The 16880-nt window shown below is 63.0% G+C and carries 17 protein-coding genes; 4 read left to right on the top strand and 13 right to left on the bottom strand.

Features of this window, described 5'->3' with window-relative positions; genetic code table 11:
• Window positions 1-74 precede the first annotated feature (74 nt).
• Together RFM68_RS15260 and chpT are read right to left on the bottom strand one after the other, a co-directional pair.
• Complete coding sequence (locus tag RFM68_RS15260; RefSeq protein ID WP_320233808.1) at window positions 75-443, bottom strand: response regulator; 369 nt, start codon at window positions 441-443, stop codon at window positions 75-77.
• Between the two features lie 227 nt (window positions 444-670).
• Window positions 671-1300 carry a histidine phosphotransferase ChpT gene (chpT, locus tag RFM68_RS15255; RefSeq protein WP_042640350.1) on the bottom strand — a complete coding sequence of 210 codons (630 nt, stop codon included), beginning with the start codon at window positions 1298-1300 and terminating at the stop codon, window positions 671-673.
• Window positions 1301-1684: 384 nt separating this feature from the next.
• On the opposite strand from chpT, the gene RFM68_RS15250 reads away from it, so the two are divergent.
• Together RFM68_RS15250 and RFM68_RS15245 are read left to right on the top strand one after the other, a co-directional pair.
• Entirely contained in the window at window positions 1685-2221 is a 537-nt protein-coding gene (locus tag RFM68_RS15250) for a DUF1134 domain-containing protein (RefSeq protein ID WP_226892233.1), read from the top strand.
• A 132-nt stretch (window positions 2222-2353) separates the two neighbouring features.
• The gene (locus tag RFM68_RS15245) at window positions 2354-3496 is read left to right on the top strand and encodes a coiled-coil domain-containing protein (RefSeq protein ID WP_320233807.1); all 1143 of its coding nucleotides are present in this window, start codon (window positions 2354-2356) and stop codon (window positions 3494-3496) included.
• 129 nt (window positions 3497-3625) lie between these two features.
• Here the strand turns inward: RFM68_RS15245 and RFM68_RS15240 are convergent, their stop codons facing one another.
• The 6 genes from RFM68_RS15240 to RFM68_RS15215 form a co-directional block, all read right to left on the bottom strand.
• Window positions 3626-4432, bottom strand: coding sequence for a TrmH family RNA methyltransferase (locus RFM68_RS15240; RefSeq protein ID WP_320233806.1), 807 nt, complete (start codon window positions 4430-4432; stop codon window positions 3626-3628).
• A gap of 165 nt (window positions 4433-4597) precedes the next feature.
• A complete protein-coding gene (locus tag RFM68_RS15235) occupies window positions 4598-4936 on the bottom strand; it encodes an ArsR/SmtB family transcription factor (protein WP_027165048.1) in 339 nt (112 codons plus the stop codon).
• A 158-nt stretch (window positions 4937-5094) separates the two neighbouring features.
• Complete coding sequence (locus RFM68_RS15230; protein ID WP_320233805.1) at window positions 5095-5865, bottom strand: HugZ family pyridoxamine 5'-phosphate oxidase; 771 nt, start codon at window positions 5863-5865, stop codon at window positions 5095-5097.
• Window positions 5866-5901: 36 nt separating this feature from the next.
• Complete coding sequence (locus tag RFM68_RS15225; RefSeq protein WP_320233804.1) at window positions 5902-7080, bottom strand: CaiB/BaiF CoA transferase family protein; 1179 nt, start codon at window positions 7078-7080, stop codon at window positions 5902-5904.
• Between the two features lie 5 nt (window positions 7081-7085).
• Window positions 7086-7847, bottom strand: a complete 762-nt coding sequence (locus RFM68_RS15220) for a 3-hydroxyacyl-CoA dehydrogenase (protein ID WP_320233803.1) — start codon at window positions 7845-7847, stop codon at window positions 7086-7088.
• Between the two features lie 27 nt (window positions 7848-7874).
• Complete coding sequence (locus RFM68_RS15215) at window positions 7875-8480, bottom strand: GNAT family N-acetyltransferase (RefSeq protein WP_320233802.1); 606 nt, start codon at window positions 8478-8480, stop codon at window positions 7875-7877.
• A gap of 293 nt (window positions 8481-8773) precedes the next feature.
• On the opposite strand from RFM68_RS15215, the gene RFM68_RS15210 reads away from it, so the two are divergent.
• Window positions 8774-9760 carry a glutathione S-transferase family protein gene (locus tag RFM68_RS15210; RefSeq protein WP_320233801.1) on the top strand — a complete coding sequence of 329 codons (987 nt, stop codon included), beginning with the start codon at window positions 8774-8776 and terminating at the stop codon, window positions 9758-9760.
• Here RFM68_RS15210 and RFM68_RS15205 read toward each other — a convergent pair whose 3' ends face one another.
• Window positions 9761-10264: an NUDIX domain-containing protein gene (locus tag RFM68_RS15205; RefSeq protein ID WP_320233800.1), complete on the bottom strand. Its 504-nt coding sequence runs from the start codon at window positions 10262-10264 to the stop codon at window positions 9761-9763.
• Window positions 10265-10332: 68 nt separating this feature from the next.
• Between RFM68_RS15205 and RFM68_RS15200 the strand changes: the two genes are divergently transcribed.
• Entirely contained in the window at window positions 10333-11280 is a 948-nt protein-coding gene (locus tag RFM68_RS15200; RefSeq protein ID WP_320233799.1) for a metallophosphoesterase family protein, read from the top strand.
• Here RFM68_RS15200 and RFM68_RS15195 read toward each other — a convergent pair.
• From RFM68_RS15195 to leuA, 4 genes are all read right to left on the bottom strand, one after another.
• Window positions 11270-11887 (bottom strand): hypothetical protein, encoded by a 618-nt coding sequence (locus tag RFM68_RS15195; RefSeq protein WP_320233798.1) that lies wholly within the window; start codon window positions 11885-11887, stop codon window positions 11270-11272. The genes RFM68_RS15200 and RFM68_RS15195 overlap by 11 nt on opposite strands.
• Window positions 11888-11959: 72 nt before the next feature.
• On the bottom strand, window positions 11960-12763 hold the full coding sequence (locus RFM68_RS15190) for an alpha/beta fold hydrolase (RefSeq protein ID WP_320233797.1): 804 nt from the start codon (window positions 12761-12763) through the stop codon (window positions 11960-11962).
• A 288-nt stretch (window positions 12764-13051) separates the two neighbouring features.
• The gene (locus tag RFM68_RS15185; protein WP_320233796.1) at window positions 13052-14824 is read right to left on the bottom strand and encodes a tetratricopeptide repeat protein; all 1773 of its coding nucleotides are present in this window, start codon (window positions 14822-14824) and stop codon (window positions 13052-13054) included.
• Between the two features lie 309 nt (window positions 14825-15133).
• A complete protein-coding gene (leuA, locus tag RFM68_RS15180) occupies window positions 15134-16801 on the bottom strand; it encodes a 2-isopropylmalate synthase (RefSeq protein ID WP_320233943.1) in 1668 nt (555 codons plus the stop codon).
• Window positions 16802-16880: the final 79 nt, after the last annotated feature.

Below are 16880 nucleotides of genomic sequence, written 5' to 3'. Positions count from 1 at the left end.
TGTTTTGATGCATGTCGTTATCCCAAAACCGCTGCGCACTTTTGGGCGACATGCATTAAAATGCCTCCAGCGAATCAGGCGGCGATTTTCAGGACGCGGAAGCTTTCGAGCAATTGAGCCCGGTTGAAGGGTTTCAGCAGATAGCCTTGTGCGCCGGCACGCTTGGCGCGCATGATCGCCGCGACGTCGACCTCGACCAGCGACACCAGGATCTGCGGCTTTATGGGACTTTCCATGGCGCGGATGCGGCGGATGAGGTCCACCGCCTGCACATCGGCCAAGCCGCCGTCGATGACGATGACGTCCGGCATGTCGCCGGCGCAGATGTCGGTGGCTTCAAGTCCGCTCGAGGCCTCCATGACAATCAGGTCCGAGCCGCCAAGGATGCGTTTTGCGACCTTCCTGATGACGCTCGAATCGTCGACGAACAGACAGCGCTTCATGTCCGGATCCTCTTTGCCATCTGCCGAACCGGCAGCCTCCGGGTAACCGATGAGCACCATAGTCCAATCTGGTAAAGAAGCTGAAAAGCCGTTAGGTAAAGTTTTTCCAAAGAGGCCAATCGCGCCCTTCAGCCGTGGCGCCGCTACCGAAATGGACGCGAACATTGCTGCGCCTGCATTGCGGGCGAAAATATTAGCGACAAGAGATACTTTGTCGTTTCTTGATATTATGCCGCCGTCAGCACGATCTCTTCGGGGGTCGCGTGGATCGAGATCGTCATGTTGGCCTCACGCGCCAGAAGCAGCGTGTAGTAAGGCTGGACCGAATGGGCATCGATCGGCTCCTCCGGCTTATGGCCGGAATGCAGTTCGAGGAATTTCGGCGGCACGCGCAGCATCGGGCCGCTGGCCGATAGCGAAAAACGCGGCTCGGTTTCGAGATTTTCCAGTGTGATCACCAGCTTGCCGCCACGCGGTATGGCCGCGTGGGCGACGAGAATGAGATTGAGCAGCAGCTTGACCTTGTTCTTGGGCAAGAGCGCGCGGGAGCCGTTCCACACCAGTTCCGGCTTTTCGTTCTTCAAGAAGGCGATGGCCACGGCCTCGGCATCGCCGGTGTCGATCATCATGCCGGCGGAACCCGCGGCGCCGAAGGCGATGCGGGCAAACTGCAATCGCGCCGAGGCGTTTTTGGCGCTCTGGCGAATGAGCTTCATGGCGTCTTCGTCGGCGCCGCCTTCGTCGAGCAGTTCCAGACCGTTGTTGATTGCGCCGACCGGCGAAATGATGTCGTGGCAGACGCGGCTGCAAAGCAGCGCCGCGAGATCAGGCGCGGAAAGGGTGAAGAGCTCGGCCATCGGTGAAATCCCTGCTTAAGTCACTTGTTCATGGCCGAGCGACCGTTTTCGCGCCTGCCCGCCCGAATCACGCTCTTTTCCAAGGCTTTCTGAATACACAGCGCCCGAGCGCGCATCAACAAATCCAAAATTGTCGACAGCGAAAATGGTGTGTTCGCGGGGGGAAAACCTGCCTTTGCCGGAAAAACGCAGCCTTCGAACCGCCATCTTCCTGTGCGACTTTAATGGTTGAAAAAGGATTACGGCATAGTTTGCCAGTGATAGCCACCCTGAACGGCCGGCAAGAGCCGCAGGGGTGCGAGGCGTCGGCGAAAGTGCTCCCTGACGGAGATTGGAAGCATGTTTTCCCGATACTACGACCGGACATTCGTCCGTGTCCTCACCATGACCATCACACTCCTGGGGGCTTTGGTCCTTTCGACCGCGGCATCGCGGGCCCAGCAGTACACCGCTCAGGAGATCGTCGATTCCGGTCATAAATTCTTCGGCGAGACGTCCGGCGGCCTGGCCACTGTGGTCGAGAAGATCTTTGCCTCCTACGGGCTGCCCAACGGCTACCTGCTGGGCGAGGAGGGTTCCGGCGCCTTGATCGGCGGCCTGACCTATGGTGAAGGGACGCTCTACACCAAGAACGCCGGCGATCATAAGGTGTTCTGGCAAGGTCCATCGCTCGGCTGGGATTTCGGCGGCGAAGGATCGCGAGTGATGATGCTGGTCTATAATCTCGACGACATCAGCAGCCTCTACAACCGCTTCGGCGGCGTTGCCGGCTCCGCCTATGTCATTGCGGGCGTCGGCTTCAACGTGCTGCAGAGCAACCGGGTGCTGATCGTGCCGATCCGCACCGGTGTCGGTGCCCGTCTCGGCGTCAATCTCGGCTATCTGAAGCTTACCGAAAGGCCGACCTGGAACCCGTTCTGATCGGGTTCTGCTGGTTGCAATCGCTCGGACGGTGCTGGTCGCGCCGCGGCAAGCTCTTGCCGCGGCGTTGAATTTCCGCCATGCCAGGGCGACAATCCAGCGAATGCCGCTCCGTAAAATGGATAGCACGCCTTGGTCCAGTCGGTCCTGTTCTTCGTACTCGGTTTCCTTTGCGCCGTTTTTCTGGCGTCGCTGGTCGCGCCGGCGGTCTGGCGGCGGGCCGTTGTCCTGACACGCAGTCGTCTCGAGGCCTCGCTGCCGCTGACGCCGGCCGAAATCCAGGCGGATAAGGACGCGGTGCGGGCGGAATATGCCATGACGACGCGCCGGCTCGAGATAACGGTCAAGAACCTGCAGGAGAAGGCGGCCGAGCAAATGGTCGAGATCGGTCGCGGGCGGGAGGCCTTGAAGGGGCTAGCGGTCGAAAAGAAGGACAAGAATCAGGCGCTCTCCGATCTGCAGGCCAAAAATGCGGAGCTCAGGCAGCGCGAGGAGGATTTGCACCGGCTGTCGGATAAGCACTCACAGACGGAGCGGGCGTTGGAGAAGCGCGCGCTGGAACTGCGAAAGCTCGAGCAGATGTATGACGACGCCAGCTTCTCGTCCTCGAACCGCCAGATCGAGCTGGTTGCGCGCGAATCGGAACTGGAAAAACTTGCCAGCGACATCGCGATGCTGCGCAGCCAGCGCAAGGAGGCGGACAGGCGAAACCAGGAAGTCGCCGCGGAAAGCAAGAGCGCGCGCGAAGCTTTGAAGGTCGAGAAGAAGAAAACGGCCGAACTCGACAAGAAGGTCGAGCGGCTGCTCGCGACGCTTGCCGACCGTGAGGAAAAGCTCGACCGGCGCGACAAGGACCTCGCTCGGATACGCGAACGTTCGAAGGAGACCACCGCCGCAAACGGCGTTGCACGGCTGGCTGCCGGCACCGATGCGAAAAGTGACGATGTCGACCAGGCAATCGCCAGGCTCGAGGGCGACCGGGAACGGCTGGAAGCAAGGCTGACGGCGCTGGCGCGCGAGAACAAGCGGCTGAAAACCGATCTTGCCGCCTCGGGGACGGCAATGCCCGAAGCGGCAGGCGACGCGCGCCCAAATGCGGGTCTTCGCGAACAAATGAACGAACTGGCGGCCGAGGTCGTCAACCTGACGATGAAACTCGACGAGCCGGATTCCCCCATCGCCAAGGCCCTGGCGAGTGACGGGCAGCAAGGCGGGCGCGGCGTCAGTCTCGCCGACCGCGTTAGGGCTTTGCAGAAAGCCGGCTCGACCAACTGAACAAGACTGCCGCGGCAATCTAAAGCGCGTCGCGATGAAACGGATTCTGGCGACGCGCTTCAAGTCTTTGTTTTGATGCATGTCGTTGTCCCAAAACCGCTTCGCAGTTTTGGGCGACATGCATTTAGCCTATGGATCGCCAGTCTTCGAAAAGTGATGCAGCGCGATAGCCGAGGCTGCCGCGACGTTCAGGCTGTCAAACCCTTCCGCCATGCCAATCCTCAGCGTCTGCAGCCGGGCGAGCAGATCCCGCGGCAGGCCTTCGCCTTCGGTGCCGAAATAGAGCGCCAGTTTGGCCGGACGTTCGGCAGCGCCGATATCGAGGATTCCGCTCGGCGAGAGAGCGAACTGGCTGAAACCAAGCCGTTCGAGCGTTGCGGTGAAGGTTGCGGTGTCGGCGAAGGACGCGAAGGGAACTTTCAGCGCCGCGCCGACCGAAACGCGGATCGCCTTGCGGTAGAGCGGATCGCAGCAGGTCTGATCGAGCAACACCACGTCCGCGCCGAAGGCTGCGGCATTGCGGAAGATCGCCCCCATATTGTCGTGATTGGATATGCCGACCAGGACTACGGCCAAGGCGCGCGCGGGCAAGCGTTCCACCAGAATTTCGGCGGGCGCCGGATCGCCACGGACGCCGATCGCCAGGATACCGCGATGCATGTGGAAGCCGGCGATCTCGTCCATGACCTCACCACCGGCGACATAGACCGGAAAATCAGAGGGTGCCTTGCGCAAGATCGCCTGCAGGCCAGCCAACCTGTTTTCGAGGATGAAGGCCGACTCGGCGGCGAAGCGACCGGTCGACAGAAGGAGGTCCAGCACCACCTTGCCTTCGGCGACGAACCGGCCATGCCGGCCGACGAGGTCGCGCTCGCGGATGTCGAGATAGGCAGCGACGCGCGGGTCCCGAGGATCGTCGATAGGGATGAGATTCATGCAAGCCTCACGAGACAGAGCATTTCACCGTTTCACCGAAACGGTGAATCGCTCTATCTCGTTTGACGCAATTCCGGACGGACGGCTGCGGCAAGGTCGCCGAGCCTGACCGTCTTATACTTTTCCCGGAATTGCTCCGGGATCATGAGCGACCGGAGTTGCGGGTCAAGCCCCGGCGCGGCGCAACCGATAGGCCATCTGGGAAAGATCGCCGTCGCCGAAAATGCCTTCCAGCATGCGCAGCAATTCGCGAACCGCCTCGGATTTACAGGAATAGTAAATCATCTGGCGGTCGCGCCGGGTCTCGACGAGATCGAGCGCCCTCAGCTTGGCGAGATGCTGAGACAGCGCGGACTGGCTGAGTTGCACCTTCTCGGCGATGGCGCCGACCGACATTTCGCCGTCGATCAGATGGGCTACGATCAGCAGGCGCTTTTCGTTGCCCATGAGAGTCAGAAACGCGGCCGCCGATTCCGCATTGGCGATTAGTTTATTTGAGATCATAGATCCCCCAAGGGTCCTGGCTCATCCGGGCGCCAGGGGGCAATGGCGCCTGATTCCAAAATGTTCAGATGTCGATGGGCGCTGCTGAATCAGCGTCACTACAAAGGTAGATCATTTCGTCTAAATCTCAAGCGTTGCTTTCGCCGGCGCGCGATCAACTATCGCTCTTGCTCAGCGGCGCGTGCCGTCCTGGCCATCTCGACCAGCGCCGAGCGCAATTCGCTCGCGGCTTGCAGAGGCCGGGGAAAGAAGACCCTGCAGGTTGCATCAGGGGTAGCGAGATCCATGCCATCGGCATCGAAGCCGGTGGCGATCCAGCCGTCGCCCTCGACACGGCCGAAATGACGGGCATAAATGCAGAGCGCGTCGCCATGGTCGGCATTCATGTGGTCAAGTGCTGACTGCTCGCTGTCGGCCAACTCCTCGACAACGGCACCGCCGGTGATGAAATCACCGCGGTCGAGACGATAAGCCTTGCCGAAGCCGCCATTCAGGCTGGCGCGCTCCGGCTCGAGCCGGAACAACGAGAAGTCGCCGAGCCCGGCATAGAGCTTTGCCTTCGGATTGCGGTTGAGATAGCGCCGTTCGGCGCGGATATGATCGGCCGATCCCCGCTCCAGCCGCAATGCCCGGCATGCCAGGCTGATGCGCGGATGCGCCAGTGGATCGCCCTTGCCGGGTTCGCCGAGCAGCAGCGAGCAGCGCGGATCGGCAAGCAATGCGCCGGTGTGCGCGGACAGCATCGAGATCAGGATCAGCGGCGCGCCGTCTATGTCGGTGGCGACGCCAACCCTGCTTGCCAGCGGTGCGCCGGCGCCGGGCTCGATCACCGCGAGCGCGCCGAAACGCGCCGCGCGGATCAGCGTTTTCGCCAGCCTGACGGCCTCGGCGTCGGTCTCGCGAATAACATCTTTTTTCGGCCTGGTCACAAGCTCACCCGAGATAAGTTGATTTCTAGTCTCCGCTTATCGACCGAGCACACCCGTCTTTGCAAGGGTCCCGATTTCCTCTTCGCTCAAGCCGAAACGGGTCAACATGTCGCGATCGGCGGTGGCCGGCGTTGCGGCAAGCGTTTGAGGGCTTTGCGAGAAACGCGGCGTGGGTGCCGGGCGCTCGAGCCGGCCGGACTTCACGAAGCTTTGCCTGGCGCGATTGTGCGGGTGGTGCCTGGCTTCGACCAGCGACAGCACAGGTGCCACACAGGCATCGGTCGCGGCGAAAAGCGCGGCCCATTCGTCGCGTGTTTTCTGCTTGATCCGGCCGGCAATGGCCGCGCGCATCGCGGGCCATAGCGACCTGTCATGTTGGCCGCCGACAAAATGCTCGTCGAGCGGCAGCAGTCTGGCGAATTCGGCGAAGAAGCGCGGTTCGAGGCAGCCGACTGCAATGTGCCTTGCGTCCGCCGTCTCATAAGTGTCGTAGAACGGCGCACCGGAATCGAGCAAATTCTCGCCGCGCCCGTCGCTCCAGAGACCTGCCGCCATATAGGCATGGATCGGCGCCGCTAGCATCGATGCCCCTTCGATCATCGAGGCATCGATCACCTGGCCCTTTCCGGTGCGCGCACGCTGGAAAAGAGCGGCGAGCAAACCGGCGATCAGCATCATGGCGCCGCCGCCCTGATCCGCGACGAGGTTGAGCGGCGGCACCGGCGGCGCGTCCCGCCTGCCGATCGCATGCAAGAGACCCGCATAGGCGAGATAGGTGATGTCATGCCCGGCTCGCCCGGAGAGTGGCCCGTCCTGACCGAATCCGGTCAGGCGACCATAGATCAGCGCCGGATTGCGTTGGAGCATGATATCAGGCCCGAGGCCGAGCCGCTCCATCACGCCGGGGCGGAAGCCTTCGACAAGCAGGTCGGCCCCGGCCGCAAGGCGCAGCACCAGTTCAGCGCCTGTCGGACGCTTCAGGTCAAGTTTCAAGACGGAACGGCCGTGGCGGTCGAGATCGTATTCTTCCGGCAGGCTCAGAAGCGGCTGGCCGGCGTCGGCGCGTTCGATGCGCAGCACCCCGGCGCCCATCTCGGACAGCATCAGGGCGGCGAGCGGCACCGGGCCGAGCCCGGCCATCTCGATCACTTTCAAGCCGGCGAGCGGGCCGGTCTTTTCGGTGGAGGCACCGGCGCCTGTCGGCGAGCCAATCATCGCGCTTATTTCGGCGCCATGCGGATGGCGCCGTCGAGGCGGATGGTCTCGCCGTTCAGCATCTGGTTCTCGATGATGTGGAGGGCAAGTGCCGCGTATTCCGACGGCTCTCCAAGCCGGGAAGGAAAGGGCACGGAAGCGCCGAGCGAATCCTGCACCTCCTGCGGCATGCCGGCCATCATCGGCGTCTTGAAGATGCCGGGCGCGATCGTGCAGACGCGAATGCCGGAACGTGCCAGATCGCGCGCCACAGGCAGCGTCATGCCGACGACGCCGCCCTTGGAGGCCGAGTAGGCGGCCTGGCCGATCTGGCCGTCATAGGCGGCGACGGAAGCGGTATTGACGATGACGCCGCGCTCGCCGCCGGCGAGCGGGTCGAGTTTCGCCGCCCGGTCGGCGACGAGGCGGATCATGTTGAAGGTGCCGATCAGATTGATCTCGATCACCTTGCGGTACTGGTCGAGCGGATGCGGTCCGTCCTTGCCGATCGTCTTCACGCCGATGGCGACGCCGGCGCAATTGACCAGGATGCGCGGCGGCCCAAGCTTTTCAGCCGCTTCGGCGATCGCGGCCGTGGCGCTGTCGCCGCTGCTGACATCGCATTGGACGGCGATGCCGCCGATGTCGGCTGCGACTTTCGCGGCGCGCTCGATGCCGACGTCGAGGATGGCGACGCGGGCGCCCTTGGCCGCAAGCGCGCGCGCCGTCGCCTCGCCAAGGCCCGATCCGCCGCCGGTGACAATCGCGATCTGGCCGTTCGGATTCATACAAGTCTCCCAGGATTTCGGATTATGCTACGAAGCGTGCAAGGGAGGCGCAACGGCAATAGCCGGGTCGATCGATGGCGACGCATTTGCGGCCGGCCGCGCCAAAGCCGGGGCAAATTCGGCAACCCTCGCCGTGCTGGCGTGACAGACATCGCCGGCAAAGCGGGCGACGGCGCCGGGCTTGATTTCGTGATGCAGCAGCCGGTCGAGATCGACCGGGCGCGGCATGGTTATCTGCCCGCGCGGGAAGCGCTTGAAGCCGAGCGGTCCATAATATGGCTCGTCGCCAACCAGAATGACGGCAGGCGCGCCGGCTTTCCTGGCTGCTTCCAGCGCGATCGCGACCAGCTTGCGGCCGATGCCGAGATTCTTGAAGACAGGGCGCACCGCTAGCGGGCCGAGCATCATGGCGCGACCGGCGCCGGCTGCGACGCGCGTCATGCGCACGGAAGCGATCACCCTGTCGTCCTTGACCGCGACAAAGGACATCGAACGGTCATGCCCGCCTGACTCGCGGATATTGTAGGCGGCAAGCACGAAACGACCGGGGCCGAAGGCCTCGTCGTTGATGGCTTCGATTTCAGCATCATGCGCCGGGGTCTCCGGCAGGTATTTCGCGTCGGCAAGGCTCATGTCTTTGCGTTCCGGTATGCGAGGAAGGTTTGCTGCAAAGCGGCAGCGTTCGCCAGTCAGCGCTGTCTAAGCGCGGGCGCCCTTTCGTCGTCGGTCAAACCGGATCGAGGCAAAGTCGAACATGGGCGCCTCCGCTAGCACCAATTTTGTGCCGCTGCAATCGGCGCTTTTTGCCTTTCTTTGCGTTCTTTGACGAACCGGTTTTGTTCTTTGACGAACTGTTCAGTGCCTGAGGGGCTTCGCCAGCCCGGTCCTCAGCCTAGATAATACGGAACCGCAGGGAGATTTTTAGCATGGGATTGTTGATCGAAGGCAGATGGCAGGATCGCTCGCCCAACACCGACAGTGGCGGCCGGTTCGTGCGGACGGAGTCGCAATGGCGCGACTGGATCACGCGCGATGGTACGCCGGCGCAAGGTCGCACGCGCGGCTTCAAGGCGGAACCCGGCCGCTATCATCTCTATGTCTCGCTCGCCTGCCCATGGGCACACCGCACATTGATCTTCCGTGCCCTGAAGAAGCTCGGCGGCATCATCTCCGTGTCCGTCGTGCACCACTTCATGGGCGAAAACGGATGGACCTTCAGAGCCGGGGATGGCGCCACCGGCGACACGCTCTACGGTCTCGATTTCCTGCATCAGATCTATACCAAGGCCGGTCCTGCCTACTCGGGCCGCGTGACCGTGCCGGTCCTGTGGGACCAACAGGAAAAGACGATCGTCAACAACGAGTCCTCCGAGATCATCCGGATGCTCAATTCCGCTTTCGACGAATGGGGCGATGCGGGCCTCGACTTCTATCCGCCGGCGCTGCGCGCGCAGATCGACAAGATCAACGCGCTGGTCTATCCGGCGATCAACAACGGCGTCTATCGCGCCGGCTTCGCCACCACGCAGGACGCCTATGAGGAAGCGTTCGGCGAATTGTTCTCGGCGCTCGATACGATCGAGGAGCGGCTTTCGAAGCAGCGCTATCTGGTCGGCGAGCGCATCACCGAAGCCGACTGGCGGCTGTTCACCACGCTGGTTCGTTTCGATCCGGTCTATGTCGGCCACTTCAAATGCAATCTGCGCCGCATCGCCGACTATGCGAACCTGTCGAACTATCTGCGCGATCTCTATCAGGTTCCGGGTGTTTCAGGCACGGTCAACCTGCATCACATCAAGGCGCATTATTACGGCAGCCACCGATCGATCAATCCGACGGGAATCGTTCCGGCAGGGCCGGAGCTCGATTATGCGGCACCGCATGATCGCGGCCGGTTCAGGAAGGCGGCGTGATTACCAGTAAGGCGAAGGTCGTTCGCCGCCGAAAATCTCTGCAATCCGCCGCAGCGTCGCCGGCGTCGTGTCCTCCGGCAAACGGTCGAGCGGGAAGAAGCCGGCCTCGGCGATCTCATGGTCCGGCAGTTTCGGCGCCGTCTGGCTGAAGGTCTCGACCAGATAAAGGCCGACATGGTCGCGGTTACTGGAGCGGCGGTTGAAGTGCATCGACTTCAGCACCGGCAGTGCGGTGAGCGCGATATTGCCTTCCTCGGCCAGCTCGCGCGCCAGCGCCACCTCCAGCGTCTCGCCCACTTCGACGCCGCCGCCCGGCATTTGCCAGCCCGGAACATAGGTATGGCGGATCAGGAAGACGGAATTGGAGGCGCGGTCATAAACCAGGCCGCGCACGCCGAGCGTCATCGGGCGGCGCAGCACGAAATAAAAATGGAACAGCCTAGCCCGCAGACCCGGCCAGCCGGTCTGGCGGAATACCTCCTCAGGATCGGCCCGGTCGTTCATCCAACGATCCCCAGGCGAACAGCAAACGGTGAGTGGAAAGCCTCGTCCGCGTCGCTTAAGAAAGGATCATGTTCAGGCTCGCGCATATTTCCGATGCTCATCTGGGGCCGCTGCCCGATGTAACCTATCGCGACCTCGCGTCCAAGCGCGTGCTGGGCTACGTCAACTGGCAGCGCAACCGCCGCCGCCATATGCATGACGCGGTGATCGACACTCTCGTCGCCGACATCAAGGCCAGCGCGCCCGACCACCTCGCCATCACCGGCGACCTCGTCAATCTGGCGCTCGACGGCGAGATCGAGATGGCGAAGCATTGGCTGGAGACACTCGGATCGCCGCATGACGTTTCCGTGGTTCCCGGCAATCACGACGCCTATGTGCCTGGCGCCTTCGACAAGGTCTGCCGGGCGTGGACTCCGTGGATGACGGGCGACGGCGCCAACAGTCCGGTCGACCGCAATTCCTTTCCGTATCTGCGCGTGCGCGGCAGTGTCGCGCTGATCGGTGTCACCACGGCGCGCGCCACCGCACCCTTCATGGCCAACGGCTTCTTCATGGAGGGGCAGGCCGAGCGGCTCGGCAAGGTTCTCGACGATACCGCAGGACAAGGGCTGTTCCGCGCCATCATGATCCACCACCCGCCGGTGCGCGGCGCTGTCCTGCAGCATAAGCGGCTGTTCGGCATTGCCCGTTTCCACAAGGTCATTCGCCGGCATGGCGCGGAACTCATCCTGCACGGCCATTCGCATCTGCCGTCCTTGTTCACCATCGGCGCACGTGGCGCCAAGGTGCCCGTGGTCGGAGTTGCCGCCGCCGGCCAGGCGCCCGGCGGCAAGCACCCGGCGGCGCAGTACAACATGTTCGAAATCGATGGCGAGAAGGGCAACTGGCGTCTCCGCCTGATCCGGCGCGGCCTGACCGGACCCGCTATGCCGCCATCGGACCTGCAGACCATGGACCTCGACGTGCCGGCCGGCGCGTCGCGCCAGATAGGAACTGCTCTGGTCAGAAGCTGATCTTCATCTGCATGATGCGATCCCAGAACAAGGCCAGCGAAACCGCCAGGCCGACAAGGGCGCCGGCGGCGATCAGGCCGAGGCCGGCGAAGAAGGTCGTCCAGCCGTTGCGGCGCGTCTCGGATTGAATGGGCGGTTCCGCTTCCTGGACCACGGAACGATGCAGGCCGGGAACGGCGCTCTCCATGCCGCCCTCCATCATGTGCTGCCGCTCGACGACACGTTCCGCCACGTAGCGCGTCACCGCATCGGCGACGGCTTTCATCTCGATCGATTCGGCCATCACCACACGGCCGACGCGCGTATCCTTGAGGAAGCGGTACGTGCGGCGGTCGCGTCCCATGGCGACGTGGCTCACCGCATCGATCCATAGCCGCGGCTGCAGGCCCGACGAAACGGCGAAGTCGAAGCTGTCCATGTCGGCCGGGACGTCGGCAAAGACCGGGGCAAGCTCGCTCGCCAGCAGATCGAGCCGCATGCGATGCGCCTCGCGCATGTCTACGACGACGTCTTCGCGGTCGGCGAAGGCATTCTTGACGTCGCGTATGGCATCGGAGAGCTTTCGCGACGGCTCGATCGGGGTGATTTTGTCGCCTGCATCCTTCATGGCGGCTGCCTCGCTGTTGGTTAACAGCGAGTTAACACAGTCGCCGGCAAAATGCACTGATGATAGCGCCGGTCAGCTTGCCGCCGCGCCGAACACCGAGCGTTGTCGCCTGCCGCGGCGGCGCGTGTTGCGGCGAACGATTTCGGCAACCAGGTCCGGGGCCTCCTCGACCAGCATGTGACCTGCGTCAAGAACATGATGCAGGTGGAAATGCGGCGGCAGAACCTCGGTCTGCTCGACAGGCAGCAGCGGGTCCTCAGCTCCCCAAACAACCATCACCGGCATATCGAGCGTGTCCAGTTGCGCGCCGGGGATGACCCCTTGCCGGTCATCCCTGGTCATCGCCGCTGCCATATCGACAAGGGTCTGCAACTGGCCCGATCGTGTGCGCATCCGGCAGAGCGCATCCACGACATGGTCTGGCGGCGTGCTCCGCGGGCCCGACATGGCGGCAAGGCAGGCACGAACCTCTTTCTTGCCGGCCGCGGCCGCATAACGGCGCAGCAGGGGTGCGTTGATTTCAGGACCGAAGCCGCCGGGCGCCAGCAGAGTGAGCGAAGCCACCCTGCCGGGGTCGGCCAGCGCCATCAAGGTCGCGACAGCGCCGCCCATGGAATGGCCGACGAGGTGGACCCTGTCCAGCTCTCGGGCGGCGAGATCGGCGAGGATGGCTCGCGCCGCCGGCTTGGCGCCGCCCCTGCCGTCGCATTCCAATGAATGCCCATGCCCGGGCAGGTCGTAGGCCAGTACTCTCATGCCTGGCACAAGCGATGCGGCCACATCGCGCCAGACTGCCTGGCAGGAACCGAAGCCATGCAAAAGCACAATCGTTTTCGGGCCAGCGCCGCATTCAACGGCATGAGGGGATGAAAGCATGAAAACTAGGGGTAGCGAGGCAGGAGGGGCAGCAATTGCGAATTGTGGCTGAATTGCTCCCTGGCCAGATCGATAGCCAGTAAAATTTTCGCGACCGTTCGATCCTCTACTGCCCTCAACTGGAGGCGGCAGCACTGCGGCCCAGCATTCAGCGAAGCCCGCCCAGTCGACTTAACCGCTTGTTTTTACGCAGTTTAGGGCGAGACCCGCCGCAAGCGGCTGACGCAGTTACCGCAATTATCGGGGCCATGGTTGGAGCGCAAACAGGTGTGCCGGAGGCAATCCCCGTCAGCTCGGGTTGCCTATTCCAGCTTCGCGCAAAGATTGTACCAGCCGATCGGTGAGATCGGCAGGATATTTGCGGTCGACGAATGTCGCGCGCGGATCCGCAGCGAATTTCGGGAATTCGGCGGTGAGCTCGTTGGCAAGCTCGGTCGCCAGCTTGTCGCGGCCCGAAATCCTGGCGCCGATCAGGCGCGCGGCCAGATAGTGCGACTTGGATGCCGTCGTGCGCAGCGACTCGCTGGCGATCGCGGCCTTTTTCATGTCGCCCTGCATGAAGGCTCCGACGAACAGGCCATAATCCCACCAGGTCGGGTGACCGCTGAAGGCCTCGACCGCGTGGCCCAGGATCGGCGTTCCCTCGTCATATTTGCCGGCGAAGATCAGGCCGTAACCATAGGCGGCGGCCATGCCGAGATCGTACGGGTTGAGCTCGTAGGCCTTGCGCATCCAGCGGATCGCTTCGTCCATGTTGCCGAGACGCGAGTTGAGATAGCCAAAGGCTCGATGCGCGTGCGGGCTCATCGGCCCCATCTGGACGGCGCGATGGGCAAGCGACATGGCTTTTTCGAGCGTCGCATCAGGCGGATAGGCGTAGTGGGCGGTGACGGCTTCCAGATGAAGCGAGGCCAGTTCCGCGTAGACAAGCGATGATTTGGTGCCTTCGCCCACCAGCTTCTCCAGGCAGCGATATGCCGCCTCGTGCGTTTTGGCGCTCTGGTCGAGATAGTAGCGGTCGTCGAGCACCAGGCATCCGATCTGGCTGGTCCGGATGTCGCTCTGGTCAATGTAGCTATAGATCACGCCGGAAGCAGGAACGGTCGAGGTGAGCAGGCTGGCGGTGTTGCTTTCAACCATGCCAGGCGCGCTTTCGGTCGATGTCAGGTTGCGCGACAGCAGAACCCGTCCGGTCGCAACGCTCTGCAATTCGACCGTGACGTCGCCGGCGGCGGGCCCTGGAACAACATCGAAAACGAAACTGACCGGATCGGCGGACCGGTCGCGCGTTCTGTCCGCATCGCGCCCGATGAAATCGATTGTGTCGAAACCGGCAAGGCCGGCGCGCAGCGACGATGCGACGCGAGCCGCCTCCGCTCCATCGGCTTTCACGGCAATGTAGATCAGCGGCAGGGAGTCGAATGTCGGCTGGGCGGCGGCGCCGGCCGCCCCGGCCGTTTCGACCGTCGCGGCGGTGTCGTTGGCGTCGAGGAAGGCATTGCTTTGACGCACGATGAGCACGCCGAGCATGGCAATGACCAGAACCATGGCAGCCCAGAAGAACCGCAGTTGCCGCGTGAGCGACTGGGCAGGCGCCGCAGGCTCGCCGGGCGCATGGCCGTCGAGATATTCGGTTGTGGCCGGAGCGGCTTCGGCCAATGCGTCGGGCCGCTGCGCGATGTTGCCGGACGCGGATTTGGCATCGCCAGGCAGCCGGATCGCGTTCAGCTCGTAGGAAGGGACATAACCGCCGCGCGGGATCGCGATGCGCATCGGCTCGGCGATACCTTCATTGGCGAAATACTGCTCCAAGAGCTCACGCAGCCGACCGGCCTGGACCCTGACCACGGCATCGGTGGAGGCGTCGAAATCGCCGTCCTTGCCGAAGACGTCCATGGCGATGGAAACGCCCTTCAGCCTGTCCGCCTGGCCGGCCTGCTCGCGTTCGACAAGATAGCGTAAAAGCCTGCGGGCACGCTCGGATCGTCCGAACGTTTCGCTGGCAAGCAGTCGCTCCAATGTCTCGCGCACTGCGGGGGCGGCAGGCGGGGCATGCTCCAAGTGTCGATCCTTCCGAAGTCGGCACAGGTTAGGATGCGATCATATATAGCGCTCGCGCCGGCGCACAAGGATGCTTCTGTTATGCTATCGCGTAAGCCACCGGAAATTCCCGCGCCGGTTAACGAATGGCGGGCTTCGCATCTTTCCTGAAGCTTGGCGCACACTGGGGTGCGCCCTCGCTCCGATGCCTGGATCCGGTCAGCCGGCCTGGAGCAGTTCACCGTTTCACGAAAAACGGCGAACCGCTCTACCTCTTTGTTTTTACGCAATTCCGGACGGAAAACCGCTCACACTTTTCCTGGAATTGCTCTAACGGCCGATAATACGGTTGGCGGCCGAAACGACGGCCTCCAGCGAGGCGGCGACGATGTTGGTGTTGATGCCGGCGCCGAACAGCTTGCCACCCGGATACTCCATCTCGACATAGGAGATCGCCGAGGCGTTGGAGCCGCGCTGCAAGGAATGCTCGGAATAGTCGAGCACCGACATGTCGACGCCGACATGGCGCGAAAGCGCATCGACAAAGCCGTCGATCGGGCCGGTGCCGGAACCGGTGATGGTCACTTGCTTGCCATTGTCGAGGATGTCCGCCTCGACCATGCGCCGGCCCTTCACCTCGGTGTCGGGATAGGTGCGGTGGTCGAGGAATTTCAGCCGCGCGCCGGGCTGGTCGACATAGGTTTCGAGGAAACGCTCGTGGATGCGCCTGGCCGGCACTTCCTTGCCTTCCGCATCGGTGATCGCCTGGATCGCCTGGCTGAACTCGATCTGCAGATTGCGCGGCAGGTTGAGGCCGTAGTCGGCCTGCAGCACATAGGCGATGCCGCCCTTGCCGGACTGCGAGTTGATACGGATGATCGCCTCATAGTTACGGCCGACATCGGCCGGATCGATCGGCAGATAAGGCACTTCCCAGATCGACGTGTTGGCCTTCTTCAGCGCCTTCATGCCCTTATTGATGGCATCCTGGTGCGAGCCGGAGAAAGCGGTGTAGACCAGCTCGCCGACATAAGGGTGGCGCTCCGGGATCTTCAACTGGTTCGAATACTCGTAGACATCCTTCATCCGGTTGATGTCGGAGCAGTCGAGTTCCGGATCGACGCCTTGCGTGTACATGTTCAGCGCCAGCGTGACGATGTCGACATTGCCGGTGCGCTCGCCATTGCCGAACAGCGTTCCCTCGACGCGATCGGCGCCGGCCATCAGGCCGAGCTCGGTGGTGGCGATGCCGGTGCCGCGGTCATTGTGCGGGTGCAGGGAGATAATCAGGTTCTCGCGGTTGCCGAGGTTGCGGCACATCCATTCGATGCGATCGGCATAGACGTTGGGCGTCGACATCTCGACCGTCGAGGGCAGATTGATGATGAGCTTGTTGTCGGCCGTCGGCTTCACGATCTCGGTGACGGCGTTGCAGATCTCCAGCGCGACGTCGAGCTCGGTGCCGGTGAAGCTTTCCGGCGAGTATTCGAAGCGGAAGCCGCCGCCGGCCTTGGCCGCCATGTCGGTGATCATCCTGGCGGCGTCGGTGGCGATGCGCTTGATGCCGGCGACGTCCTTTTCGAAGACGACGCGGCGCTGCAATTCGCTGGTCGAATTGTAGAAATGCACAATGGGGCGGTGCGCGCCCTTCAGCGCCTCGAAGGTGCGCGCAATGAGCTCGGGCCGGCACTGCACCAGCACCTGGAGCGACACATCGCGAGGCACGCCGCCTTCCTCGATGCACCAGCGGGCAAAGTCGAAATCCGTCTGCGAGGCCGAGGGGAAGCCGATCTCGATTTCCTTGAAGCCCATATCGAGCAGCATGGCGAACATGCGGGCCTTGCGCTCATGGCCCATCGGGTCGATCAGCGCCTGGTTGCCGTCGCGCAGGTCGACCGAGCACCAGATCGGCGCCTTGTCGATGATTTTGTTCGGCCAGGTACGGTCGGTCAGGCCGACGGTGGGGTAGGGCTGGTATTTTCGGGCGGCATCCGGCATGCGCCCGGCCGCGCCACTGGCGGCTTCAGTCTCGCCGACGCGGATTTCTTCTCTTGCGTTCATCGTCATTTCTCCCGGC

The organism is Mesorhizobium montanum (assembly GCF_033977145.1).
GTDB classification, from domain to species: Bacteria; Pseudomonadota; Alphaproteobacteria; order Rhizobiales; family Rhizobiaceae; genus Mesorhizobium; species Mesorhizobium montanum.
This window is presented reverse-complemented; position numbering and strand designations above follow the sequence as displayed.